Source organism: Lentzea kristufekii (assembly GCF_033949925.1).
GTDB classification, from domain to species: domain Bacteria; phylum Actinomycetota; class Actinomycetes; order Mycobacteriales; family Pseudonocardiaceae; genus Lentzea; species Lentzea kristufekii.
This window is the reverse complement of sequence record NZ_JAXAVV010000015.1, coordinates 37,208-59,933: the sequence shown is the minus strand read 5'-3', so window position 1 is coordinate 59,933 and position 22,726 is coordinate 37,208. Positions and strand designations below refer to the sequence as shown.

Sequence of the window (22,726 nt, the reverse complement as noted above, 5' to 3'; positions counted from 1 at the left end):
CCCAGGCCGAAGCCTGGGGGCCGGAACATCAGGCCAGTGGTGGCTTGAACAGGGCCGGCACCGCTGAGGCGGCCGCCGAGTCCAGCAGCCACAACGTCCGGCGGCGACCGGTGGCACCGGCGGCGGGCAGGCGCACCTCGCCGGCACCGCTCAGCGCCATGGCCACCGCGGCGGCCTTGGCCTCACCGGTGGTCATCAGCCAGACCTCCTGCGCGGACCGCACCGACGCCAGCGTCAGCGACACGCGCGTGGGCGGCGGCTTCGGGCAGTTGCGCACCGCGACGACCGAACGCTCCTTCTCGTGCACAGCGGGAGAGTCCGGGAACACCGACGCCACGTGCCCCTCCTCGCCGACGCCCAGCATGCAGACGTCGAACGCGGGCACGTCACCGTGGTCCTCCGGCCGGGCCACCGACGCCAGCAGAGCGGCGTAGGCCTCGGCGGCCGCCTCGGGGTCGTCGCCGAACTTGCCGTCCGACGCCTCCATCACGTGCACCCGCGACGGGTCCACCGGAACGTGGTCCAGCAGCGCGGCACGTGCCTGGGTCTCGTTGCGGTCCGCGTGCCCGGAGGGCAGGAACCGCTCGTCGCCCCAGTACAGGTCGACGCGGGACCAGTCCACCGCGTCACGCGCGGCGTTGCGGTTCAGGTGTTCCAGGACGGCGGTGCCGGTGCGGCCGCCGGTCAGCACGACGGACGCGTAGCCGCGCGCGGCCTGGGCGTCGACCATGCGGGTGACCAGGCGGGCCGCCGCGGCGGCGGCCAGGAGGTCGCCGTCGCGGTGCACCACGACTTGCGGGTTGCTCACGAACCGGCCTTCGCCTTCGACTTCTTGGGAGCCGCACCGTTGGTGGCCTCCGCCGGGGCGGCGGCGGGAGCCTCGTCCTTCGGCGACGGTGTGCGGCCCTTCACGACCTTCGCGAGCGACCTGAGCGCCGCCGCGTAGACCTCGTCCGGGTCGAGCCGGCGCAGCTCCTCGGCGAGGCAGTCGCGCACCGAACGACGCTGCAGCGCCACCCGGCGGGAAGGCTGGCCCGGCTGGGTCAGCGTGCCGACCTTGCCGTCCGGGCGCAGCAGGTCGACGGCGCCGGAGGGACGGCCGAGCCGCACCTCCACGATGCCTTCACCCGACGTCGCCTTGTACCGCTTGGCCGGAACCTTCAGCCGGTCCGTCAGCCACGCGGCGAGCAGATCGGTGGACGGTGAGTCGGCCTCGCCGGTCACCTCGGCGTCCACGACCTTCTCGTACGGCGGCAGGTCCAGCGACGAGGCGAGCATGGCGCGCCACAACGTCAGCCGCGTCCACGCCAGGTCCGTGTCGCCCGGCGCGTAGTGCGCCCGCCGGGACTCCAGGGCCTTGATCGGGTTCTTCTCGGCCGCGGCGTCGGTGATGCGGCGCTGCGCGAGCTGGCCGATCGGGTCCTTCGACGGCGAGACCGGGGCGTCGAACGGCCACCACGCCACGACCGGGGTGTCCGGCAGCAGCAGCGGCATGACGCACGAGGCGCCTTCCTTGGCCAGTTCTCCGTACAGACGGAGAACCACGACCTCGGACGCTCCGGCGTCGCCGCCGACGCGGATCTGCGCGTCCAGGCGAGGTGCCGCCTGACGAGCGCCGCGCGCCACGACGATCACGCGACACGGGTGCTCACGCGAAGCGTCGTTCGCCGCGTCGATCGCGGCGTCGGTGCGCTGGCCGTCCTCGGTCACGATCACGAGGGTCAGCACGCGCCCGAGGGTCGTCGCACCGCCTTCGTCCCGCAGCCGGACCAGCCGCGAGTTGATCTGGGAGGTGGTGGTCGAGGGCAGGTCGATGATCACGGACGCCTCCACTGCCTTCCGGTCCTGGCGGTCATCGTCTCCGCCGACGGCGGGCCCCAGGTTCCGGCCTTGTACTTCTCGAGAGCGGGTTCGTCCTTGCGCGCCCAGAAGTCGAGGATCGGGTCGAGGATCTCCCAGGAGAGCTCGACCTCGTCGTTCTTCGGGAACAGCGACGGCTCGCCGAGCAGGACGTCCAGCAGCAGCCGCTCGTAGGCCTCCGGCGACGACTCGGTGAACGAGTGGCCGTAACCGAAGTCCATCGTGACGTCGCGGACCTCCATCGTGTTGCCCGGCACCTTCGACCCGAAGCGGATCGTCACGCCCTCGTCCGGCTGAACCCGGACGACCAGGGCGTTCTGGCCCAGTTCCTCGGTCGCCGTGTCGTCGAACGGAAGGTGCGGCGCCCGCTTGAACACGACGGCCACCTCGGTGACGCGACGGCCCAGGCGCTTGCCGGTGCGCAGGTAGAACGGCACCCCGGCCCAGCGGCGGGTGTTGACCTCGCAGGTGATGGCGCCGAACGTCTCGGTCTTCGACTCGGGCGAGAAACCGCCCTCCTCCAAGAGCCCGGGGACCTTCTGCCCGCCCTGCCAGCCACCGGTGTACTGACCGCGCGCGGTGGTCTCCTCGAACGGCTCCGCGGGACGCGTCGCCGAGAGGATCTTCACCTTCTCCGCCCGCAGGTCGGACGGCTTGAAGGAGACCGGCTCCTCCATCGCGATCAGCGCGAGCAGCTGCAGCAGGTGGTTCTGGATGACGTCGCGCGTCGCGCCGATGCCGTCGTAGTAGCCCGCGCGGCCACCGAGACCGATGTCCTCGGCCATGGTGATCTGCACGTGGTCGACGTAGTTCGAGTTCCAGATGGGTTCGTACAGCTGGTTCGCGAACCGCAGCGCCAGGATGTTCTGCACGGTCTCCTTGCCGAGGTAGTGGTCGATGCGGAACACCGACTCCTCGGGGAAGACCTCGTTGACCGTGCGGTTCAGTTCCTTGGCGGACTTCAGGTCGTGGCCGAACGGCTTCTCGATGACGACGCGGCGCCACTGGTCCGGTGCCGTCTGGGCGAGACCCGCGCGCTTGAGCTGGTTGACCACCGTCGGGAACGCGCCCGGCGGGATCGACAGGTAGAACGCGTGGTTGCCGCCCGTGCCGCGCTCGGCGTCCAGAGCCGCGAGGCACGACGCGAGGTTGTCGAACGACGCGTCGTCGTCGAACGTGCCCTGCACGAACCGGATGCCTTCGGCGAGCTGTGCCCAGACCGCCTCGTTGAACGGCGTCCGCGCGTGCTCCTTCACCGCGTCGTGCACGACCTTCATGAAGTCCTGGTCGGCCCAGTCGCGGCGGGCGAAGCCGACGAGACCGAAGCCCGGCGGCAGCAGACCCCGGTTCGCGAGGTCGTAGATCGCGGGCATCAGCTTCTTGCGCGACAGGTCACCGGTGACACCGAAGATGACCAGCGCGCTCGGGCCCGCGATGCGGGGCATGCGCTTGTCGCGCGGGTCCCGCAGCGGGTTGTGCCACTTGGCGGATGTGGTCACGAGCCGTCCTCCTGGACTGCCTCGACGAGCTGGGCCAAGCCGGCGATGCGGTCTTCGAGGTGAAGACGCAGCACCGGGCGACCGTGTTCGGCCAGGACCTGACCGTCGCCGAGCGCCTGCGCGAGCTGCAGCTGCGCCAGCGTGTAGGGACGGCCGGGCACCTCCAGGTCGTCACCGGACTCGCCGGTGATCTGGATGAACACGCCGTTCTGATGACCGCCCTTGTGGTACTGGCCGGTCGAGTGCAGGAAGCGCGGACCCCAGCCGAACGTGGTCTGCAGGTGCGTCCTCTTCGCGATCTCCGCACGGAGCAGCTCGAACGACGCGTCGTCGATCCTGTCCAAGTACGCCTGAACCGAGATGTAGCCGTGGTCGGGCGCCACTTCAACGATCGCCGCCAGCGCTTCCGCGACGGTGTGGACCTTCCGCGGCGCCCAGTCGGTGCCGTGACCCTGGACCGGACCGTCCACGAAGGACGGGACGGTGGCGGCGACGGCCGGCGCGTCGAGCAGTGCGCGGGAGGCCTTCTTCGCGGCCTCGACGTCGGGCTGGTCGAACGGGTTGATGCCGAGCACCTGGCCGACGAGCGCGGTCGCGTACTCCCACAGCAGGAACTGCGCGCCCAGCTTGCCCTCGACCGCGATGTTCGCCGACCCGGTGGCCGGTCCGATCGCGACGGTGGTGGCGTCCGTGCGCGCGTCCACGAAACCGGGAGCGCCGGGGCCCTCGACGACGACCGGCAGCAGGCCGGTGCCGTTCTTGCCGGTCGACTCGGCGATGAGCTGCTCGGCCCAGTCGCCGAACCCGGCGATGCCGGACCCGGTGTCGGCGAAGATGATCTTCTCGGCACCGTGGGCGTGTGCGGCGCCGAAGACGCCGGCCAGGATCACGGCCGGGTTGTCGACGGAGTCCTGCGACACGACCTTCGCGACCTCGGCGGCGTCGTCCAGCAGCTCCTCGACGTCGGCGCCTGCCAGGTAGGACGGCACCAGGCCGAACGCCGTCAGCGCCGAGTAGCGGCCACCGACGTTCGGGTCGGCCAGGAACACCTTGCGGTAGCCCGCTTCCTCGGACGCCTTCTGCAGGGGCGAGCCGGGGTCGGTGACGACCACGATGCGCGACGCGGCGTCGATGCCGGCGTCGGTGAAAGCCTTCTCGAAGATCCGGCGGTGGCTGTCGGTCTCGACCGTTCCACCGGACTTGGACGACACCACGATCACCGTGCGCTCGAGATCACCGGCGAGAGCATCGGCGACCTGGGCGGGATCGGTGGTGTCCAGCACGACCAGCGGGACGCCCGCGGTCCGCGTGATCACCTCGGGGGCCAGCGACGAGCCGCCCATCCCGGCGAGGACGACGCGGTCGACACCCTCGGCGTGCAGTGCGGCGCGCAGTGCCACGAGTTCGGGGAGCAGTGCACGGGACGACTCGTGCAACGTCGTCCAGGAGAGGCGGATGCTCGCCTCGGACTCGGCTTCCGGCCCCCACAGGGTCGGGTCCTGCGCGGTCAGCTTGCTCGGCACCGAATCCGCGACCAGGTCAGCAGCGATAGTGCTGACCTGGTCGGCGTTCGGTGACCTCACGATTTCGACGGAGGTCACTTGGTAGTCAGCCCTTCAGTTGAGCCAGTTGGTTCGTCACCGTCTCGAGCAACTCTTCCCAGGACTTCTCGAACTTCTCGACGCCCTCGGTCTCCAGGACCACGAACACGTCCTGCAGGTCGATTCCCACGGCGGCGAGCTTGTCGAACACCTCCTGGCCCTCCGCGGCGCGTCCGGTGACCGTGTCACCGTCGATCTTGCCCGCGTCGGCGACGGCGTGCAGCGTCTTCTCCGGCATCGTGTTGACGACGTCGGCGACGACGAGCTGGTCGACGTAGAGGGTGGGGGAGTAGCTCGGGTCCTTCACGCCGGTCGACGCCCACAGTGGACGCTGCGCGTGCGCGCCGTCCGCCTTGAGGGCCTCCCAGCGCTCGCCCTGGAACGTCTTCTCGAACGCTCCGTAGGCGATCCACGCGTTGGCGAGAGCGGCCTTGCCCTTCAGCGCGTTCGCCTCGTCCGTGCCGATCGCGCCCAGGCGCTTGTCGATCTCGGTGTCCACACGGGACACGAAGAACGACGCCACCGAGTGGATCGAACGCAGGTCGTGGCCGTTCGCCTTGGCCTGCTCGAGGCCCGCGACGTAGGCCTCCATGACCTTCTCGTACCGCTCGACGGAGAAGATCAGCGTCACGTTGACGGAGATGCCCTCGGCGATCACCTTGGTGATGGCCGGGATGCCCGCCTCGGTGGCCGGGATCTTCACCAGCAGGTTCGGCCGGTCCACGGTCTTCCACAGGTCCTGCGCCTCGGCCACGGTCTTGTCCGTGTCGAACGCCAGGCGCGGGTCGACCTCGATGGAGACGCGGCCGTCCACACCACCGGTCGAGTTGTAGATGTCGCGGAACTTGTCGCACGCGTTGCGCACGTCGGTCGTGGTGACCTCGCGGATGGTCGCCTCGGTGTCGGCGCCGCGCGACGACAGCTCACGCATCTGCTCGTCGTAGGACTCGCCCTTCGACAGGGCGCCCGCGAAGATCGTCGGGTTCGTCGTCACGCCGACGACGTTCCAGTCGCGGATCAGCTCGTCCAGGTTGCCGCTGGTGAGCCGTTCACGGGACAGGTCGTCGAGCCAGATCGACACGCCGGCACCGGACAGTCGAACCAAATTTTCTTTGGCGAGATTCGGCTTGCTCACGGAAACTAACCCCTCACTCGGTCAAGGGAACGGCGGGCGGCGGCGACGACGTTCTCCGTCGTGAAGCCGAACTCCTTGAACAGGACCTGGTAGTCGGCCGAGGCACCGAAGTGCTCGATCGAGACGATCTCGCCGTTGTCGCCGACGTAGCGGTACCACGGCTGCGCGATGCCGGCTTCGACCGCGACGCGCGCCTTGACCGACGAGGGGATGACCGACTCGCGGTACTCGGCGTCCTGCTTCTCGAACCAGTCGATGGACGGCATGGAGACCACACGCACTGCAACGCCCTCGCCCTGCAGGACCTTCCCGGCCTCGGCGGCGACCTGCAGCTCAGAGCCTGTGCCGATGATCACGATCTCCGGGTTCTCGTCACCGAAGAGCACGTAACCGCCGCGCTTCACGCCCTCGGCGGAGGTGCCCTCGAGCGTCGGGACGTTCTGGCGGCTGAGCGCGAGGCCCACCGGGCCGAGCTGCTCGATGACGGCCTTCCAGGCGAACGCGGTCTCGTTGGCGTCGCCGGGACGGACCACGGCGAAGTCCGGGATCGCGCGCAGGGCGGCGAGGTGCTCGATCGGCTGGTGCGTCGGGCCGTCCTCGCCCAGGCCGATGGAGTCGTGCGTCCACACGTACGTGACGGCGGCCTGCATGATCGCCGCGAGGCGCACCGCGGGACGCATGTAGTCGGAGAACACGAGGAACGTGCCACCGAACGGGCGGGTCGGGCCGTGCAGCGCGATGCCGTTGAGGATCATGCCCATGGCGTTCTCGCGAACACCGAAGTGCAGCACGCGGCCGTACGGGTCGGCGCTCCACATGCCCGTGGAGATCGACTCCGGGCCGAACGACTTGGCGCCCTTGATGGTCGTCAGGTTCGACTCGGCCAGGTCGGCCGAACCGCCCCAGAGCTCGGGCAGGTGCTTGGCCAGCGCGTTGATGACCTCACCGGAGGCCTTGCGGGTCGGCACGCCCTTGGCGTCCACCGGGTAGACCGGCAGGTCGGCGGCCCAGCCCTCGGGCAGCTCGCGCGCGACCAGGCGGTCCAGCAGCTGCTTGGCCTCGGGGTTGGCCGACGCCCACGCGTCGAACGACTTCTGCCACTCGGCCTTGGCGTGCTCGCCGCGCTTCACGACCTCGCGGGAGTGCGCCAGGACCTCGTCGGCGACCTCGAAGGTCTGCTCGGGGTCGAAGCCGAGGATCTCCTTCGTGGCCTTGACCTCGTCGACGCCCAGCGCGGCACCGTGCGCGGCACCGGTGTTCTGCTTGTTCGGCGCCGGGTAGCCGATGATCGTGCGCAGCAGGATGAACGACGGCTTGTCGGTGACGGCCTTGGCCTTCTCGACCGCCTCGAGGATGCCCTTGACGTTCTCGCCGGACTCCACGACCTGGACGTGCCAGCCGTAGGCCTCGTAGCGCTTCGCGGTGTCCTCGGACAGCGCGATCGTCGTGTCGTCCTCGATGGAGATCTTGTTGTCGTCGTAGAAGACGACCAGGTTGCCCAGCTGCTGCGTACCCGCGAGGGACGAGGCCTCGGAGGTGACGCCCTCCTCGATGTCCCCGTCGGAGGCGATCACGTAGACGTGGTGGTCGAACGGGCTCTGGCCCGGCGCGGCCGACGGGTCGAACAGGCCGCGCTCGCGGCGGGCGGCCATGGCCATGCCCACGGCGGCGGCGAGGCCCGAGCCCAGCGGGCCGGTGGTGATCTCGACGCCCCTGGTGTGGCCGTGCTCCGGGTGACCCGGCGTCTTCGAGCCCCACTTGCGCAGGGTCTTGAGGTCATCGAGCTCCAGGCCGTAGCCGGACAGGAACAGCTGGACGTACAGCGTCAGGCTGGAGTGCCCGGCGGAGAGCACGAACCGGTCGCGGCCGATCCAGTCCGCGTCCGCGGGGTCGTGCCGCATGATGCGCTGGAACAACGTGTACGCGAGCGGTGCGAGACTCATCGCCGTGCCGGGATGGCCGTTGCCGACGTTCTGCACGGCGTCCGCCGCGAGCACGCGCGCGGTGTCCACGGCGCGCTTGTCGAGGTCGGTCCAGTCGTCAGGCAGATCGGCCTTGGTGAGCCGGGCGATGTCGGTGACGGTCACGGACTTACAGCTCCAAACTTGTCGCTAGGGCGGGTGCCCGGCTCGTTCGGAATCGATCCCGAAGAGCCTCACCCGCGTCTCTCCCACGTCCTCCGGCCAGCCTAGTCCTGAGAGATTCAGATGTTGCTCTGAAAGGTCCCAGGCACGTGTGTGCCGGGGCACACCAGCACCCGAACGGGCTGTGAATTCTTTACGCGGTTACCATCAGTCGCTGGATTTCACACCTGTCTCAACACGAGGAGCGTTCCCGCGATGAGTGCCGTCCTCGAGGCCCCCAGGTCGCCTCGCCAGGTTGTTGGCGCTTACGTGGCGCTCACCAAACCGCGGGTCATCGAGCTCCTGCTGATCACCACGATCCCCGCGATGCTCCTGGCCCAGCACGGCCTGCCGCCCCTGTGGCTCATCGCCTGCACCCTCACCGGCGGCACCCTCGCCGCGGGGTCGGCAAATGCCCTCAACTGCTTCGTCGACGCCGACATCGACTCGGTCATGAAGCGGACGGCGGCCCGCCCGCTCGCGCACAACGCCATTCCACCGCGCAACGCCCTGATCTTCGGCGTGGTCCTCGGAATCGTCTCGTTCGCGTTCCTCTGGATCTTCGTCAACCTGATGTCGGCCGCGTTCGCGGTGGCGACCATCCTCTTCTACATCTTCGTCTACACGCTGGTGCTCAAGCGCCGCACCTCCCAGAACATCATCTGGGGCGGCATGGCGGGCTGCATGCCGGTGATCATCGGCTGGTCGGCGGTGACGGGCACCGTCGAGTGGCCGGCCCTGGTCATGTTCGGCGTCATCTTCTTCTGGACCCCGCCGCACACCTGGGCCCTCGCGATGAAGTTCAAGGAGGACTACGCCCGAGCAGGCGTGCCCATGCTGCCCGTGGTGGCGACAGCTCAGCAGGTGACGCGGCAGATCGTGATCTACAGCTGGATCACCGTCGTCTGCACGCTCGCCCTCGCGCCCGTCACCTCCTGGATCTACGTGGCGGTCGCGGCGCTGTCCGGCGTGTGGTTCGCCGTCTTCGCGCACAAGCTGCACAACGTCGTCCGCCGCGGCGGGTCCACGAACACCATGAAGTTCTTCCACATGTCGAACCTCTACCTGATGCTGGTGTTCTGCGGTCTCGCCGTGGACGCCGTGGTCGGGTTGCCGGTGCTGGGCTGGCCGTTCTAGCTGCACCTCCAGTCGTACGGCTGTGGCGCCCGTTGAGTTCACCGTCACCGGTGGTGAAGGTTCACCACTGGACTTCGTCGCGGTGCTGACGCCCGCCACCTCGCTCGTCGTGATCACCGATCCGGCCGGATGGGCGCAGGTCAGCCGGGGGCTGGCCGTCGGATCGGCCGCGTCCACCGCGGTCGCGACCCAGGTGCGGGTGCTGAGGTTCGCCGTGCTCGACCTCCGGCACTTCTCGTCGGCCTCGTCGCTGCCGTCGCTCTCGGACGTGCCCGGCGACGTGGTGGCGCTGCACGACACGCGCTCGTGGGACTCGGCTCCGGTGGTCGCGTCGCTGCGCGCGCTCGGCCGGCCGGTCGTGCTCTTCACCGCCGTGCACACCTGGGTGTCCGGTGTGGACACCGCGTCGGTGGTCATGGGGTGGAGCGCGCCGCACGTCGTCCTCGCCGCGCCGCTCGGTTGCGGCGAGGCACGGGTCGAGGACGTCCTCTGGCAGTTCCGCGAGCTGGAACGGCGGGGGCGGATGACCTACACGTCCCTGCCCGCGCCGCCCGTGGTCGCGGACCGCGCGGTGACGGTCATGGTCGCGCTGCCGGGAGCCACCGAGGGCATCGCCGGGGCGTTGCGGCCGGGCGCGGACTACGAGGTGTGGGCGCGCGTCGGGGCTCACCCCGTCGTCCTGCCGGCCGACCTGGAGCTGCGCGCCGTGCTCGGCATGTCCGGCCGGCCGGGGCAGTCCGAGTCGTTCGTGCTGCCGGCCGAGGGGCCCAGTTCGTGGGTGAGCTTCGAGGTCACGACGCCGTACGCCGCCGTGCCCTGGACCGGTGAGCTGGTCGTCTACCACGGTGTGGTGCCGGTGCACGTCCAGCAGGTCGTGCTGCCCGTCGGCGCGGGTGAACCGCGTTCGGTGCCGCGTCTCAAGCTCTCCCGCACGTTCGCGGATCTGCCGGCCCCGCGCGCGGTGTCGGTCCTGGAGCTCGGCGACCGGGCGCTGGTCGCGGCGGGAGGCGTACCGTCGTGGATCAGCCTGGCCGGCCCCGCGCTGTCGCTGCCCGAGTCGTCGGGGCTGGATCCCTGGTACGGCAAGGACTTCCCGGCCTACTGCGCGGATCTCGCCTTCCTGGCCCGGCAGGGCGCGGCGGCGTACACGCGGCTGTTCGGTGAGATCGGACCGGCCGACGCCGTCCGGCACGCGGCACGGGTGACGGGCCGTCCGGCCGGGGTGATGGTGGCGTCCGCGGCGTCCGGTCCGGTGCGGTGGCCGATGATCTACGACCTGCCGTTCGCCGACGGGCCGCACCGGTTGTGCCCCTCGGTCGGGCAGTTCGGGCCGTTCGGGGCCGGGGGAGACGTGCCCGCGCACTGCCCGGTGCCCGACCACAGCGGGAACGTGTTGTGCCCCTTCGGGTTCTGGGGTCTGTCGAGCGTGCTGGAGCACCCCGTCGGGCCGCTCGTGACGCGGATCCTGCCGCGCTCGTGGCCGTTCGAGGTGGTGATGGCGGTCGACGCAGGGATGGACCGGTCGCTGACCGAGCGGCACGTGACGGAGCTGATGTCGCAGGTTCCGCCGGAGTCGGTGACGTCGGCGTACGTCAGCCCGGCCGAGCTGGGGCGGGCGCTGGCGGACGAAGTCATGGACGTCGTGCACCTGCACTTCCGCGAGGGTTTCCTCGACGCCGAGGAGATCGCACGGTGGGACAGCGAGGGCGTGTGGCCGCAGCCGCACTGGCCCGTGCGCAAGCCGTTGGTGGTGGGCACGACACCGATGAACGGCCTGGTGCGCTCGTTCGTCGAGCACGGCGCGTCGGGCGTCATCAGTCCCGAGGTCGCCGTACCGCAGGACATGGCCGGCTGGGTGACGGGCATGCTGCTCTCCCGTCTGGCCGCCGGGATCGGCGCCGGCGAGGCGTTGCGGCAGGTCCGGTGGGAGATGCTCAGCCGTGGCAACGTCCTGGGGCTCGCGTACGCGCTGCACGGAAGTGCCGATCTCCGGGCTCGCTGAACCGCGGGCGGCGGCTGGGCGTTTACCAGGGCATGTTGAACTCGGAAGCCCAGCTGCGGCAAGCGGTCGACGAACTGGTCCGCCGCTTCGGTGATCGCGTGCCGGGTGACCAGATCGTCGACGCCGCTGTCGAGGCGTACCTCGACCTGCGGCGCGCTTCGACCGTGCACTCCTACCTCGGCGTGCTCACCGTCCGCCGCGCGGCTCGCGAACTCGCGTTCACCGCTGTCGGCGTGACGATGCCCCTGCAGCAGACCGTGGGCCTCACGCCTGCTCGCTGAGTTCCAGACAGACGCTCAGGACGCCACCTTGGTCAGCAGGTCCTCGACGCACGGGTCGTCGAGGGACTCGACGATGCACTTCCACAGCAGGAGGTTCGTCTCGGCCCACTTCGTGTAGGTCGCGGCGGCCTCCGAGTCGTAGAAGTAGTAGCCCTCCTCGGCTTTGCCCACCTGCTCGCCCACGATCTTGTACGCGAGTTCGCGCAGGGTGATGCCGTTCTCCTGCAGGTACTTGTGCGCCAGGACGACCGGCGTGACCGGCAGCGCCTTGAACAGCGTGTCCGCGTCGGACAGCGCCTGCGCCTCCAGCGAGATGTCGCGGGAGCGGGTGCGCATCTCGGCCTCGACGACGATCCGCTCGATCCACTCGATGTCGCCCTGCGAGACACCGGCGACGAAGAGGACCTTCCGGCGCAGCGCGGCGCCGTCCGTGGGCAGCGAGTTGCGCCGGACCATGTAGTTCAGGTCGTGCACCAGCGCGGCGACCTCCACGACGTCCCGTGCGGCGCCGTTGCGTTCGGCGAAGTGCACGGACTTGTCGCGGACGAAGCTCACGTGGTGCCACCCGTGGAACTGCAGCTTCGCGGCCAGGTCCTCGCACAGCCGCCTCACGCGCTGCTCCACGTCCGCTATGACAGACCTCGGGATCATCGTGCGCGTACGCATCATCAGCCCTCCTGACAAGGTGGGCTGATGGTAGGCGTGTCGCGGCGGCCTCGGCGGGGCTTCAGAGGTGGTTCGTCAGATCCTCCAGTCGGTCCTCCACCGGCACGTGGCGGTGGCTGATTCCGGTGTCAGGGTCGTAGCTGAGGCTCCACGGGTTCACGGCACGTGACTTGACCAGGAACGTCATGGTCCCGTCCGCTGCTCGCGGGATGCGGTGGAACTCGTGCGCCAGCATCGTTCCGGTGGCGCCCTCGGTGCACTGGGTGCGGTTCGTGAGCTCTGTGCCGACGATGGTGCGGCCGCCGATGCCGAGCCGGGCGTCGAAACGTTCGTGCAGGTAGGCGCCGCTCAGGATCGTGGTGCAGAAGTGGTAGCGGTGGTTGTGCACCGAGTCGGCGTACCCGGCGCGCCAGTCGGCCAGCGGCTTGTACTCGTGCAGCCAGAACGTGAAGGGTTCGTCCGCCTCGTCGCGGAGGCACCACGCGAAGTGAGTCGTCGTCTCGCGTGAGTGCGCGATCACCCAGGTCGCCTGCTGGGGCGTGAGCCCGTCGATGTACGCACGCAGCTCTTTGCGCAGCTCGGGCCGGGCCGCCCATTCGGTGAACCAGGTGCCGACATCGGCCCAATGGTCCTCGACGGGGAATTCGGCGCGCTTCACCCGGGCGGCGAGCTCCTCGAGCGCGGACAACCCGGTGAACTCGGCTAGCAAGATCGATCAGCTCCTCAACTGAGCAGATGCGGAGAATTCGCGACGGAATGCGTGGAACTTGCCTTCGAGTTCCGTGAAGCCGTCTTGGGTGAGTGTCTCGCCGGTGATCTTCTCGAACAACGCCATGAAGTCGTTTCGCGTCGTCCCCGGCGTGATGGCGAAGTGGTAGCCGGCCTTGGAATTGCTGATGCGCAGGAACTCCGCGCGTTCCATCGCGTAGAGGAACGAACTCTCGGTGAACCTGAGCGTGCGCGGATACGGCCTGAGCACTCCCGCGGTGTTGCTGTAGAGCGTGAGCCACGCGGAGTCGTCGAACAGCTCGAGCCGGTCGAGCGGCGGATCCGAAACGATCGTGACGTCGATTCTCGTGCACCGGCTGCGAGCCGCGTAGAGCCCGACGAGCCCGATCCCGATCTGCTCCTTGAGCCGTTCCTGGATCTCGTCGTAGTCGCCGTCCGCGCCCTCGTTGCGCAGCAGGTACCGCGCGCGCCCGCTGATCGCGTTGTCGTCGCGCGGGTCGGCCAGCACGGCCCTGAGCTCGCACTCCGTCTGGCTGAGCAGCACCCTGCCCGCCGCGTACCGGCCGGCGAACCCGCGGAAGCAGTACAGCCGCGTCCGTTCCAGGTCCTGCATCATGAGCTGGTTGAACACCGGGTCCGGCCTGGCCGTCGGCTCGAACACGTGACTGGGGAAGAACTCCCGGTCGAGTGCCCGGTACTCCTCGGTGAGCTCTTTGAGCGCCTTGCGGCTCTCCTCGACGACGGGAGCCAGCAGTGCCTTCTGCGCCGCTTTCGACGTGATCAACGTCTGCGTGAAGCTCACCACCGCCGAAATGAGCGTGCCCGTGCCCAGTGCCGTCAGCAGGTTTCTCGCTGCCCCGGAATCCATTTGACTGGAAATGGCCAGCGACGCACCCGACGTCACCACGAGTATGAGGAGGAGCAACCCGGTCCGAGTCCAGAACAACTCCTGGATCAGGTTGCTGCGGATGCCTCCGGCCTCCGCGGACACGTGTGCCACCTCCTGGATCACCAGATTGGCCGCTACCCGAACGGACGAATGCGCTGGGTGTCCGATCAAGTGCGAGGAGTTACTGTACGCGTCGGTCAAAAGATAAGGAAGCTGCTATTCGTGCGACATTCCGGACCGGAATAAGCGCCCTTGAGCGCAGTCGGCGACCCGTACTCGTGCACTTCGGTGACGCGCCGTCGCCGCCGCCCCCGAACGTGTCGGATGAGGGTGACCACCCCACCCACATGCACCCATGCCGGGTGTCGTGCTCCGAAGGGCCGCGTGGGTTGCTACACGCCGCTCACACCCGTCGGAATACGCTCACCCACCATGCGTAACGTCCTGCTCATCGCTTCTGTGGCGCTCGCGGCCACCGGCCTCGCCGGGTGCGCCGGGTCGGCCCAGCCCTCGGCCGGCGGATCGTCGCCGGCCGCCGCCGCGCCCACGAACCCCTGCAAGGCCGACGACTTCAAGGTCACCGGCGACTTCGGTGCGGCGCCCAAGGTCGAGATCCCGAGCTGCAAGCCCACAGGTGAACTCATCATCAAGGACCTGGTGGTGGGCACCGGCGCCGAGGTGAAGGCGGGCACGACGGCCACCGTTGACTACCAGCTCACGACCTTCTCCGACAAGAAGGTGCTGGACAGCTCCTTCCAGCGCGGCAAGCCGTTCGACGTCGAGAACGTCGGCCAGGCCCAGGTCATCGACGGCTGGAACGAGGGCATCGTCGGGCTCAAGGAGAAGGGCCGCCGCCTGCTGATCGTGCCGCCGGAGAAGGGCTACGGCCAGGGCGGTCAGGGCATCAAGGCGAACGAGACGCTCGTGTTCGTCATCGACGGCGTGAAGGTCACCGGTCCGTAATCGGGAATGGGGACCAGCCTTCCCCTGAACTTGCACGACGGTCCGGGGTGCAAGTCGCACCCCGGACCGCGAGAAGGAGATCGTGGCTCAGGCCGATTCCCGGATCACGGTTGGTCGTGTCCCTCCAGGCGACGTACCGATGTTGCTCGCCAGCGGTATCCGTCCTGGTCAGCGCGCTCGGCGAGAAATTCGACGGAGTTGTTCGCGTGGAGACTCCGGTATCCGCCCGGTGAGGCAGTCCGATCGGACCGCTCGATGGCCGAGAAGTGCACCCAGATCGGATCGGCGAAGTCGTCCGAGGTGATCTCGCCCCAGCCTTCGCCGTCGTTCCATCGAGCTACCACGCCGTGATGGTTCCGGTCGTGTGGCATTTCTCGCGTCTCTCCCGGGCTCAGGGCAGGAGCAGCAGCTTGCCGGTCGTCCTGCGCGACTGCAGGTCGATGTGCGCCTGCGCCGCCTCCTCCAGCTTGTACCGGCCACCGATCCGGATGTTCAGCTCGCCCGACGTGATGGCGGAGAACAGGTCGGACGCCCGCCAGTCGAGCTCGGCGCGGTCGAGCAGGTACGCCCCGGTCGACGGCCGCGTCAGGTACACCGACCCGGCCGCGTTGAGCCGCTGCGGGTCCACCGGTGGCACTGGCCCGGACGAGGCGCCGAACAGCGCCAGCATGCCGCGCGGCTTCAGCGACGCCAGCGACTGGTCGAACGTGTCGGCACCGACCCCGTCGTAGACGACGTCGACCTTCTCGATCTGCGAGGCGAAGTCCCCGTACCGCAGCACCTGGTCGGCCCCGGCCTCACGGGCCAGCGCCTCCTTCTCGTCGGTCGACACCGTCGCGATCACGGTGGCCCCCTTCGACTTCACCCACTGCGTCAGCAGCAGGCCGACGCCGCCGGCCGCCGCGTGCACCAGCACCCGGTCGCCTTCCTTCACCACGTACGTCGAGTGGACCAGGTAGTGCGCGGTGATGCCCTGCAACAGCGAGGCCGCGGCCAGTTCGACGTCCAGCCCGTCCGGCACCCGCACCGCCGACGCGGCCGGCACCACGACCTCGGAGGCGTAACTGCCCAGCACGCCCATCCACGCGACCTTGTCACCGGCGGCGAAGTCCGGGGAGTTGCTCGTCACGACCTCGCCGGCGCCTTCGAGTCCCAGGGCGGTGGGCAACGGCAGCGGGTACTGGCCGCTGCGCTGGTAGGTGTCGATGTAGTTGACGCCCGCGGCGCTCACCTTCACCAGCAGCTCGCCGTCACCGGGCACGGGCGACGGCACGTCCGTGTGCTCCAGCACCTCGGGGCCACCGGCCGAACGCACCACCACTGCCTTGGGCATCTGTCCTCCTTGATCGACTCAACCCGGTCAACCCAGGCCACGACCCCGATGTTCCCGCTCCCACCGAATGGGAACCCGCCGCGTCCCTCCAGCATGAGGGCATCGGTCTCGCTTCGCCCGGCTGCTTGCGGTGCTACCACGGCGACAGGCAGCACCGGGCATGGGTATGACCGGTCCATGCGAAAAACCTCCCTGCTGCTGATCGCATTGCTGCTACTGGTGGGAGCGCTTCCATCCCACGCCGCCTCCGCCAAGAAGGGCGTGAACGCCGCCGACGACCCCGGCCCGGCCGGCGCCGCCATGGCCGCGCTCGACGCCCGCTGGTACTACACGTGGGCCTCGGACCGGCGCGGGATCCAGAGCAACGCCGAGTTCGTCCCCATGATCTGGGGCGCGGCCAATGTCACCGACGCCGAGCTCGACAACGCGAAGGCCAACGGACGGCAGTTGCTGGGGTTCAACGAACCCGACATGGCCGGCCAGGCGAACATGACCGTCGAACGGGCGCTGGACCTGTGGCCACGCCTGCAGAGCACCGGCCTGAGGCTCGGCGCGCCGGGGGTCGCGTTCGGCGGTGACGTCGCGGGCGGCTGGCTCGACCGGTTCATGGCGGGGGCGAAGGCGCGCAACCTCCGCGTCGACTTCATCCCGATCCACTGGTACGGCCAGGACTTCTCCGACAAGGCGACCGGACACCTGGAGTCGTACCTGCGCAACGTCCACAACCGCTACCAGAAGCCGATCTGGCTCACCGAGTACGCGCTGATCGACTGGCGCTCCGGCCGCGCGGTCTACCCCACCCAGCAACAGCAGACCGCGTTCATCACCGCGTCGACCAGGATGCTCGACGGACTGTCCTTCGTGGAGCGGTACGCGTGGTTCACGCTGTCCACCAGGACCAGCCCGACCGGTCTGTCCACCGGCACGGCGCTGACGGCGGCGGGCCGCGCCTACGCGCCCGCCTAGTCCTCACCGAGAGCGACCCGGCGCGCCAGCCCCAGCGGCAGCGCGCCGGACCCCGCGATCCGGTCGTGGAAGTCGCGCAACGACCCGAGCCCCGCGGCCAGGTACTCGTCGCGGATCAGGTCGATCTCCAACGCGCCGGTCAGGTACGACGGCGCCTGCGTAGGCCACGCGCAGTACCGCTTCACCTCGCCGGCCGCCGTGCCCGGAGTCAGGGCCGTGCGCGCCACCATGAACGACTCGGCTTCGCCGGGAGTCATGTCGCCGCAGTGCAACGCCGTGTCGACGATCATCCGCGCCGCCCGGAACAGCCGCGCCTCGACGTGGCTCATCAGAGCGCCCTGAGACGTGTAGTAGCCGACCGAGCGCAGCAGCTTCTCCGAGTACAGCGCCCAGCCCTCGGAGAAGTACGACGTCCGGAACACCTTGCGCAGCGGGTGCGCCGGGCCCTGCGCCGCCAGCCACGCCGAGTGCCAGTGGTGGCCGGGATACGCCTCGTGCACCGAGATCGTCGGCAGTTGCGACCGCGAGTTGGTGCGCAGGCGTTGCGTGATCTGCTCGTCCGACGCGCCGTCCGGCGTGAACGGCACGAAGAAGAAGCCGGTCCGCTTCGAGGTCAGCGCCGGCGGCCCGAGGTAGCTCGCGACCGCCATGAGCGCCCGCTGGAACGGCGGCGCCCCGACCACCCGGCACTCCTCGCCCTCGGGCATCGTCACCAGCGAGTGCTCGACCAACGCGGCGCGTGCCCGTGAGGTCTCCGCCTCGTACTCGGCGCGCATCGCCTCCAGGGTCGGCGGGTGGTCGTCCTGCAGCGAGCTCATCACCGCACGCCAGTCCGGCGACCCCGCCAGCTCGACCAGCTCGGCCTCCAGCGCCGCGTAGGCGTCCTGCCCGCGCTGGTGCAGCTCCGGTGCGCCGTAGCCCAGCAACTCCTTGTCCTGCAACAAGACCGAGTAGAGCTTCTCGCCCATCCGCCAGTCGCCGGACGCCCGCACGGCGAGGTCCTCCAGGAACACCGCGTACCGGTCGAACGCGTCGGCCGCGGGGCCGGCGGCCTCGGCCAGCGTCGCGCGCAGCTCGGGTGACGACACCTGCTGTGGGAGCTGGTCCAGCAGGAACGCCCGCCCCGTCCGCACCTGGCCGAGCGTGCGCAGCACGACCAGTGACGACGCCAGCGACGCGTCGAGGTTCGCCTCGGCGGCGGCGAGCACCGACGGCACCTCGCGCAGCTTGGCGACGGTCGACGTGACCAGCTCGGCCTCGGGCAGCAACCCGTGCAGGAACGGCCCGAGCAGTCCGAAGAAGATCATCCCGGTGTACTCGTGCGGGTCCCGCCGCCAGCCCGGCCACGCGTCCATCGCCGACGCCCCGCGCAGCACCGACACGGCGAGATCGCGGTCCACCGACCTCGGCGACGCCTCCAGCCGCGTCAGCCAGGTCTCCCTCTCCCTGGCCCGCTGCTCGAACGCCGCCGCGGAGAAGTCCCCGAACGTCGAGCAGTGCTCCAGCGAGCCGACTCCCGCGGCGTGCGAGGGGTGGTGGTCGAAGTACCACGAGAGGAACGACGTGAGCGTGTCGGTGGTCACCCGACCGAAACTACCCGCTGGTTTTACAGTGTGGGGATGTCTGATCACACCACTCAGAAGCGCATCGCCGAGTTCGTGAAGGCCCACGGCAAGGCGGACACGCCGGTCAGGGCCGTCGTCGAACCGATCGGCCGGGCAGGCGCGCGGATCGTGCTGGTCGGCGCGGACGGCGCCATGGGCGACGTGATGGTGAAGGACGTCGAGTCCGCCACCAAGGCCGTCGAGGCCGCGGACAACGTCGAGCAGGCCGAATGGGACCGCGAGACCACCGCCGCCACCAAGATCGGGCCCGCCCACCGCCGCAAGATGGCCACGATGCAGTCATGAAGGTCGTGCTCGCCTCGTGCGACCGGCTGCCCCGGGGAGACGGTGACGAGGAGTCGCTCGTCGCCGCCCTCCAGCGCGACGGCGTCGACGTCGAGTGGCGGCCGTGGGGCAGCGAGGTCGAGGCGGACCTCGTCGTCCTGCGCACGACCTGGGACTACCCGGACCACCTGGACGAGTTCCTGGCGTGGTGCTCCAGCGTGCCCACCCTCGCGAACCCGCTGCCGGTGGTCCGCTGGAACATCGACAAGTCGTACATGGCCGAGCTCGCCGCGCGCGGCGTCCCCGTCGTGCCCACCGCGGTCGTGCGGCCGGGGGAGGAGCCGGTCTTCCCGGACGGCGAGTTCGTGGTGAAGCCGGCGGTCGGCGCGGGGTCGCGCGGTGCCGGCCGGTTCACCGACCACGCCGCGGCCCGCGCACACCTCGAATCCCTCGGTGTCACCGCGCTGGTGCAGCCGTACCAGTCCAGTGTGGATGCCCACGGCGAGACGGCGCTGGTGTTCTTCGCGGGCGAGTACTCCCACTCGTTCCACAAAGGACCGATGCTGGCCCAGGGCCTCGCCGAGGCCGAGTCGGGGCTCTACGTCGAGGAGCGGCTGGGCAGCATCGAGCCCTCGCCGCGTCAGATCGCGCTCGCCGAACAGGTGCTCGACGTCGCCGCGGACCTGCTCTCGTTGCGGCGCGGCGACTTCCTCTACGCCCGCGTGGACGTGGTCGAGGGTCCCGGCGGGGAACCGCTGCTGCTCGAACTGGAGCTGACCGAGCCGTCGCTGGGCTTCAAGCTCACGACCGACGAGGCCGCGTCCCGGTTCAGCAAGGTGATCCAGGAAGCGGCCTCCCGTTCGTAGTTCGCGCTACGGTCGGATCATGACCACCGCGAGCGTGAACGGCATCACGATCGGCTACGACGACGAAGGCACCGGCGACGACGTGCTGGTGCTGGTGCACGGCCATCCCTTCGACCGCACGATGTGGCGGCCGCAGGTCGAGCACTTCAGCACCAGCGGCCGGCGCGTGATCGCAGCGGACCTGCGCGGGTACGGCGAGACCACCGTCGTGCCCGGCATCACGCCGCTGGACGTCTTCGCGGCCGACATCGCAGGACTGCTCGACCACCTCGGCGTCGAGCGGGTCGTGCTCGGCGGCCTCTCGATGGGCGGGCAGATCGTCATGGAGTTCGCGCGCACGTTCCCCGAGCGCCTGCGCGGCCTGATCCTCGCCGACACGTTCGCGCAGGCCGAGACCGAGGAAGGCCGCCGCCACCGCAACGAGATGGCCGACCGGCTGCTGCGCGAGGGCATGTCCGGCTACGCCACCGAGGTGAAGTGGAAGATGGTGGCGCCGCACAACCCCGAAGCCGGCGAGTTCGTCGCGGGGCTGATGCACAACGCGCCACCGGAAGGCGCGGCCGCGGCGTTGCGAGGCCGCGCGGAACGGCCCGACTACACGGAGACGCTCACCGCGATCACCGTGCCGACGCTGGTGGTCGTCGGCAGCGACGACGAGTACACCCCGGTCAGCGCGGCCGAGTACATGAGCGAGCGCGTTCCGGGTTCGACACTGGTCGTGGTCGACGGCGCCGCCCACATGCCGAACCTGGAACGCCCCGAGGTCTTCAACAAGGCCGTGGAGGACCTGCTAGCGCAGACCTGAGCCGATGCCGGTCAGGCCGCGCACCTCCATCTCCGCCTGCTTGGCCGCGTCCGCCTTCTCGCCGCCGAGGACCGTGCCCAGGAACCCGGCCAGGAACGACAGCGGGATCGACACGATGCCGGGGTTCGACAGCGGGAAGAACGCGAAGTCGGCGTCCGGGAACACCGACGACTTGGAGCCGGAGATCGCGGGCGAGAACACGATGAGCAGCACGCACGACGTGAGGCCGCCGTAGATGCTCCACAGCGTGCCGCGCGTGTTGAAACGCTTCCAGAACAACGAGTACAGCAGCGTCGGCAGGTTCGCGGACGCGGCCAGGGCGAACGCCAGGGCGACCAGGAAGGCGACGTTCTGGCCGTTGGCCGCGATGCCGCCGACGATCGCCAGCACACCCACGCACACGGCGGTGATGCGGGCGACGCGGACCTCGTCGCGCGGGTCGGCCTCGCCTCGCTTGATCACGTTCGCGTAGACGTCGTGCGCGAACGAGGCCGACGCCGTCAGCGTCAGACCCGCGACCACGGCGAGGATCGTGGCGAACGCCACCGCGCAGACGACGCCCAGCAGGACCGTGCCGCCGACCTGGAACGCCAGCAGCGGCGCGGCCGAGTTCTCGCCGCCGGGGGCGTTGGTGATCTTGTCGGTGCCGACCAGCGCCATCGCGCCGAAGCCGATGATCAGCGTGCACGAGTAGAAGATCGCCATCATCCACGTCGCCCACACGACGGACTTTCGCGCCTCACGGGCGTTCGGCACCGTGTAGAAGCGCATCAGCACGTGGGGAAGAGACGCGGTGCCGAGGACGAGCGCCAGGGCCAGCGAGATGAAGTCGATTTTCGACAGGTCCGTCGCGCCGTACTTCACACCCGGCGAGAGCACGGCCTCGCCCAGCGGCGAACGCTGCGACGCGCGGTCGAGCATCGAGGAGATGTCGAAGCCGAACTTGCCGATCAGGAAGATCGTCAGCAGCGACACCGTCAGGAGCAGCAGCACGGCCTTGATGATCTGCACCCACGTGGTGCCCTTCATGCCGCCGACCAGCACGTACAGCACCATGACGATGCCGACGACCGCGATGATGATGGCCTGGCCGATCTTGCTGTGCACGTCCAGCAGCAACGCCATCAGGCCGCCGGCGCCCGCCATCTGCGCGATCATGTAGAAGAGCGAGATGACCAGGGTCGAGTTCGCCGCCGCCGCGCGCACGGGGCGCTGGCGCATGCGGAACGCCATGACGTCGCCCATGGTGAAACGGCCGGTGTTGCGCAGCCGTTCCGAGATCAGCATCAAACCGATCAGCCAGGCGACGACCCATCCGATCGAGTACATGAAGCCGTCGTAGCCGTTCACGGCGATCGCGCCGGAGATGCCCAGGAACGATGCCGCGGACAGGAAGTCGCCCGAGAGCGCGATGCCGTTCTGAGTGCCCGTGAAACTGCTGCCCGCCGCGTAGTAGTCCGACGCGCTCACGTTCCGGGTCGAGGCCCGGTACACGATGTAGAGCGTCAGCAGCACGAAGATGCCGAAAACGGACAGGTTGATCGCGGTGTTCGCCCCGGTCACGCGAGCTCCTCATCGGTTTCCACGAGCGCGCGCACCTTGTCGACCTGGGGGTCGAGCTTCCGCTTGGAGTAACGCGAGTACGCCATTGTGATGATGACCGTCGTCACGATCTGGAGAAATCCCATCGTCAAGCCGACGTTCACCGTTCCGAACAGCGGGGTGCTCATGAAGTCGGCGGCGTAGGCCGAAAGCAATACGAACGTCACATACCACGCGAGGAACAGCAGCGTCGCCGGGAGAATAAAACGCTTCACCCGGCGCTTCAGGGCGAGGAAATCCTCACTCGTTTGGAGGGCATCGAAATCAGGCTCACCGTCACCATCGATGAGCAATGAGTGATGTGGCTCGTCAAAGGTCGCGAAACCGGGGGTGGCCGGGCGTGACACGGAGGGCAGCGCCTTCGTCATCAACCGCTCGCA

Annotated in this window: 22 protein-coding genes; 8 read left to right on the top strand and 14 right to left on the bottom strand. The window is 69.2% G+C overall.

Features of this window, described 5'->3' with window-relative positions; all coding sequences use genetic code 11:
* Nucleotides 1-28: 28 nt before the first annotated feature.
* From pgl to tkt, 6 genes are read right to left on the bottom strand one after another with little or no spacing between them, the layout of a single operon-like run.
* Nucleotides 29-808, bottom strand: coding sequence for a 6-phosphogluconolactonase (pgl, locus tag SK571_RS28405; RefSeq protein WP_319987139.1), 780 nt, complete (start codon nucleotides 806-808; stop codon nucleotides 29-31).
* Nucleotides 805-1,821, bottom strand: coding sequence for a glucose-6-phosphate dehydrogenase assembly protein OpcA (opcA, locus tag SK571_RS28400; RefSeq protein WP_319987138.1), 1,017 nt, complete (start codon nucleotides 1,819-1,821; stop codon nucleotides 805-807). Before opcA ends, pgl begins: the two co-directional genes overlap by 4 nt.
* Nucleotides 1,818-3,305: a glucose-6-phosphate dehydrogenase gene (gene zwf, locus SK571_RS28395; protein ID WP_319987288.1), complete on the bottom strand. Its 1,488-nt coding sequence runs from the start codon at nucleotides 3,303-3,305 to the stop codon at nucleotides 1,818-1,820. The genes opcA and zwf overlap by 4 nt, the downstream gene beginning before the upstream one ends.
* Before the next feature lie 50 nt (nucleotides 3,306-3,355).
* Nucleotides 3,356-4,942: a glucose-6-phosphate isomerase gene (locus SK571_RS28390; protein WP_319987137.1), complete on the bottom strand. Its 1,587-nt coding sequence runs from the start codon at nucleotides 4,940-4,942 to the stop codon at nucleotides 3,356-3,358.
* 25 nt (nucleotides 4,943-4,967) lie between these two features.
* Entirely contained in the window at nucleotides 4,968-6,095 is a 1,128-nt protein-coding gene (gene tal, locus SK571_RS28385; RefSeq protein WP_319987136.1) for a transaldolase, read from the bottom strand.
* Nucleotides 6,096-6,100: 5 nt separating this feature from the next.
* Nucleotides 6,101-8,182 (bottom strand): transketolase, encoded by a 2,082-nt coding sequence (gene tkt, locus SK571_RS28380; RefSeq protein ID WP_319987135.1) that lies wholly within the window; start codon nucleotides 8,180-8,182, stop codon nucleotides 6,101-6,103.
* Nucleotides 8,183-8,434: 252 nt separating this feature from the next.
* On the opposite strand from tkt, the gene SK571_RS28375 reads away from it, so the two are divergent.
* The 3 genes from SK571_RS28375 to SK571_RS28365 are packed head-to-tail and all read left to right on the top strand — an operon-like array spanning nucleotide 8,435 to nucleotide 11,638.
* Nucleotides 8,435-9,355 (top strand): heme o synthase, encoded by a 921-nt coding sequence (locus tag SK571_RS28375; protein WP_319987134.1) that lies wholly within the window; start codon nucleotides 8,435-8,437, stop codon nucleotides 9,353-9,355.
* A gap of 22 nt (nucleotides 9,356-9,377) precedes the next feature.
* Entirely contained in the window at nucleotides 9,378-11,357 is a 1,980-nt protein-coding gene (locus SK571_RS28370) for a hypothetical protein (protein ID WP_319987133.1), read from the top strand.
* Nucleotides 11,358-11,389: 32 nt separating this feature from the next.
* The gene (locus tag SK571_RS28365; RefSeq protein WP_319987132.1) at nucleotides 11,390-11,638 is read left to right on the top strand and encodes a three-helix bundle dimerization domain-containing protein; all 249 of its coding nucleotides are present in this window, start codon (nucleotides 11,390-11,392) and stop codon (nucleotides 11,636-11,638) included.
* A gap of 15 nt (nucleotides 11,639-11,653) precedes the next feature.
* Here SK571_RS28365 and SK571_RS28360 read toward each other — a convergent pair whose 3' ends face one another.
* From SK571_RS28360 to SK571_RS28350, 3 genes are all read right to left on the bottom strand, one after another.
* Entirely contained in the window at nucleotides 11,654-12,304 is a 651-nt protein-coding gene (locus SK571_RS28360) for an HD domain-containing protein (protein WP_406602049.1), read from the bottom strand.
* Between the two features lie 61 nt (nucleotides 12,305-12,365).
* On the bottom strand, nucleotides 12,366-13,013 hold the full coding sequence (locus tag SK571_RS28355; protein ID WP_319987130.1) for a hypothetical protein: 648 nt from the start codon (nucleotides 13,011-13,013) through the stop codon (nucleotides 12,366-12,368).
* Between the two features lie 6 nt (nucleotides 13,014-13,019).
* Entirely contained in the window at nucleotides 13,020-14,024 is a 1,005-nt protein-coding gene (locus SK571_RS28350) for a hypothetical protein (protein ID WP_319987129.1), read from the bottom strand.
* 330 nt (nucleotides 14,025-14,354) lie between these two features.
* Between SK571_RS28350 and SK571_RS28345 the strand changes: the two genes are divergently transcribed.
* Nucleotides 14,355-14,885, top strand: coding sequence for an FKBP-type peptidyl-prolyl cis-trans isomerase (locus SK571_RS28345; RefSeq protein ID WP_319987128.1), 531 nt, complete (start codon nucleotides 14,355-14,357; stop codon nucleotides 14,883-14,885).
* Nucleotides 14,886-14,989: 104 nt separating this feature from the next.
* Here the strand turns inward: SK571_RS28345 and SK571_RS28340 are convergent, their stop codons facing one another.
* The gene (locus tag SK571_RS28340) at nucleotides 14,990-15,229 is read right to left on the bottom strand and encodes a cold-shock protein (protein ID WP_319987127.1); all 240 of its coding nucleotides are present in this window, start codon (nucleotides 15,227-15,229) and stop codon (nucleotides 14,990-14,992) included.
* A 47-nt stretch (nucleotides 15,230-15,276) separates the two neighbouring features.
* Nucleotides 15,277-16,218 carry a quinone oxidoreductase family protein gene (locus tag SK571_RS28335; protein ID WP_319987126.1) on the bottom strand — a complete coding sequence of 314 codons (942 nt, stop codon included), beginning with the start codon at nucleotides 16,216-16,218 and terminating at the stop codon, nucleotides 15,277-15,279.
* Nucleotides 16,219-16,395: 177 nt separating this feature from the next.
* Here SK571_RS28335 and SK571_RS28330 point away from each other — a divergent pair, with 177 nt between their 5' ends.
* Nucleotides 16,396-17,184 (top strand): glycoside hydrolase family protein, encoded by a 789-nt coding sequence (locus tag SK571_RS28330; protein WP_319987125.1) that lies wholly within the window; start codon nucleotides 16,396-16,398, stop codon nucleotides 17,182-17,184.
* On the opposite strand, the gene SK571_RS28325 is transcribed toward SK571_RS28330, so the two are convergent.
* Complete coding sequence (locus tag SK571_RS28325) at nucleotides 17,181-18,767, bottom strand: DUF885 domain-containing protein (protein ID WP_319987124.1); 1,587 nt, start codon at nucleotides 18,765-18,767, stop codon at nucleotides 17,181-17,183. The two genes, SK571_RS28330 and SK571_RS28325, sit on opposite strands and share 4 nt — an antisense overlap.
* Before the next feature lie 36 nt (nucleotides 18,768-18,803).
* Between SK571_RS28325 and SK571_RS28320 the strand changes: the two genes are divergently transcribed.
* The 3 genes from SK571_RS28320 to SK571_RS28310 are packed head-to-tail and all read left to right on the top strand — an operon-like array spanning nucleotide 18,804 to nucleotide 20,744.
* The gene (locus SK571_RS28320; RefSeq protein ID WP_319987123.1) at nucleotides 18,804-19,094 is read left to right on the top strand and encodes a hypothetical protein; all 291 of its coding nucleotides are present in this window, start codon (nucleotides 18,804-18,806) and stop codon (nucleotides 19,092-19,094) included.
* Nucleotides 19,091-19,939 (top strand): ATP-grasp domain-containing protein, encoded by an 849-nt coding sequence (locus SK571_RS28315; RefSeq protein ID WP_319987122.1) that lies wholly within the window; start codon nucleotides 19,091-19,093, stop codon nucleotides 19,937-19,939. Before SK571_RS28320 ends, SK571_RS28315 begins: the two co-directional genes overlap by 4 nt.
* A 19-nt stretch (nucleotides 19,940-19,958) precedes the next feature.
* Nucleotides 19,959-20,744, top strand: coding sequence for an alpha/beta fold hydrolase (locus tag SK571_RS28310; protein ID WP_319987121.1), 786 nt, complete (start codon nucleotides 19,959-19,961; stop codon nucleotides 20,742-20,744).
* Here the strand turns inward: SK571_RS28310 and SK571_RS28305 are convergent.
* The gene (locus SK571_RS28305; protein WP_319987120.1) at nucleotides 20,730-22,307 is read right to left on the bottom strand and encodes a solute symporter family protein; all 1,578 of its coding nucleotides are present in this window, start codon (nucleotides 22,305-22,307) and stop codon (nucleotides 20,730-20,732) included. The two genes, SK571_RS28310 and SK571_RS28305, sit on opposite strands and share 15 nt — an antisense overlap.
* Nucleotides 22,304-22,714 carry a DUF485 domain-containing protein gene (locus tag SK571_RS28300; protein ID WP_319987119.1) on the bottom strand — a complete coding sequence of 137 codons (411 nt, stop codon included), beginning with the start codon at nucleotides 22,712-22,714 and terminating at the stop codon, nucleotides 22,304-22,306. Before SK571_RS28300 ends, SK571_RS28305 begins: the two co-directional genes overlap by 4 nt.
* Nucleotides 22,715-22,726 lie beyond the last annotated feature (12 nt).

Excerpts from the sequence above, each read along its gene's own strand:
- zwf (WP_319987288.1), bottom strand. The coding sequence starts at position 3,305 with ATGCCCCGCATCGCGGGCCCGAGCGCGCTGGTCATCTTCGGTGTCACC.
- SK571_RS28375 (WP_319987134.1), top strand. The coding sequence starts at position 8,435 with ATGAGTGCCGTCCTCGAGGCCCCCAGGTCGCCTCGCCAGGTTGTTGGC.
- SK571_RS28365 (WP_319987132.1), top strand. The coding sequence starts at position 11,390 with ATGTTGAACTCGGAAGCCCAGCTGCGGCAAGCGGTCGACGAACTGGTC.
- SK571_RS28360 (WP_406602049.1), bottom strand. The coding sequence starts at position 12,304 with ATGCGTACGCGCACGATGATCCCGAGGTCTGTCATAGCGGACGTGGAG.
- SK571_RS28345 (WP_319987128.1), top strand. The coding sequence starts at position 14,355 with ATGCGTAACGTCCTGCTCATCGCTTCTGTGGCGCTCGCGGCCACCGGC.
- SK571_RS28335 (WP_319987126.1), bottom strand. The coding sequence starts at position 16,218 with ATGCCCAAGGCAGTGGTGGTGCGTTCGGCCGGTGGCCCCGAGGTGCTG.
- SK571_RS28330 (WP_319987125.1), top strand. The coding sequence starts at position 16,396 with ATGCGAAAAACCTCCCTGCTGCTGATCGCATTGCTGCTACTGGTGGGA.
- SK571_RS28320 (WP_319987123.1), top strand. The coding sequence starts at position 18,804 with ATGTCTGATCACACCACTCAGAAGCGCATCGCCGAGTTCGTGAAGGCC.
- SK571_RS28315 (WP_319987122.1), top strand. The coding sequence starts at position 19,091 with ATGAAGGTCGTGCTCGCCTCGTGCGACCGGCTGCCCCGGGGAGACGGT.
- SK571_RS28310 (WP_319987121.1), top strand. The coding sequence starts at position 19,959 with ATGACCACCGCGAGCGTGAACGGCATCACGATCGGCTACGACGACGAA.
- SK571_RS28300 (WP_319987119.1), bottom strand. The coding sequence starts at position 22,714 with ATGACGAAGGCGCTGCCCTCCGTGTCACGCCCGGCCACCCCCGGTTTC.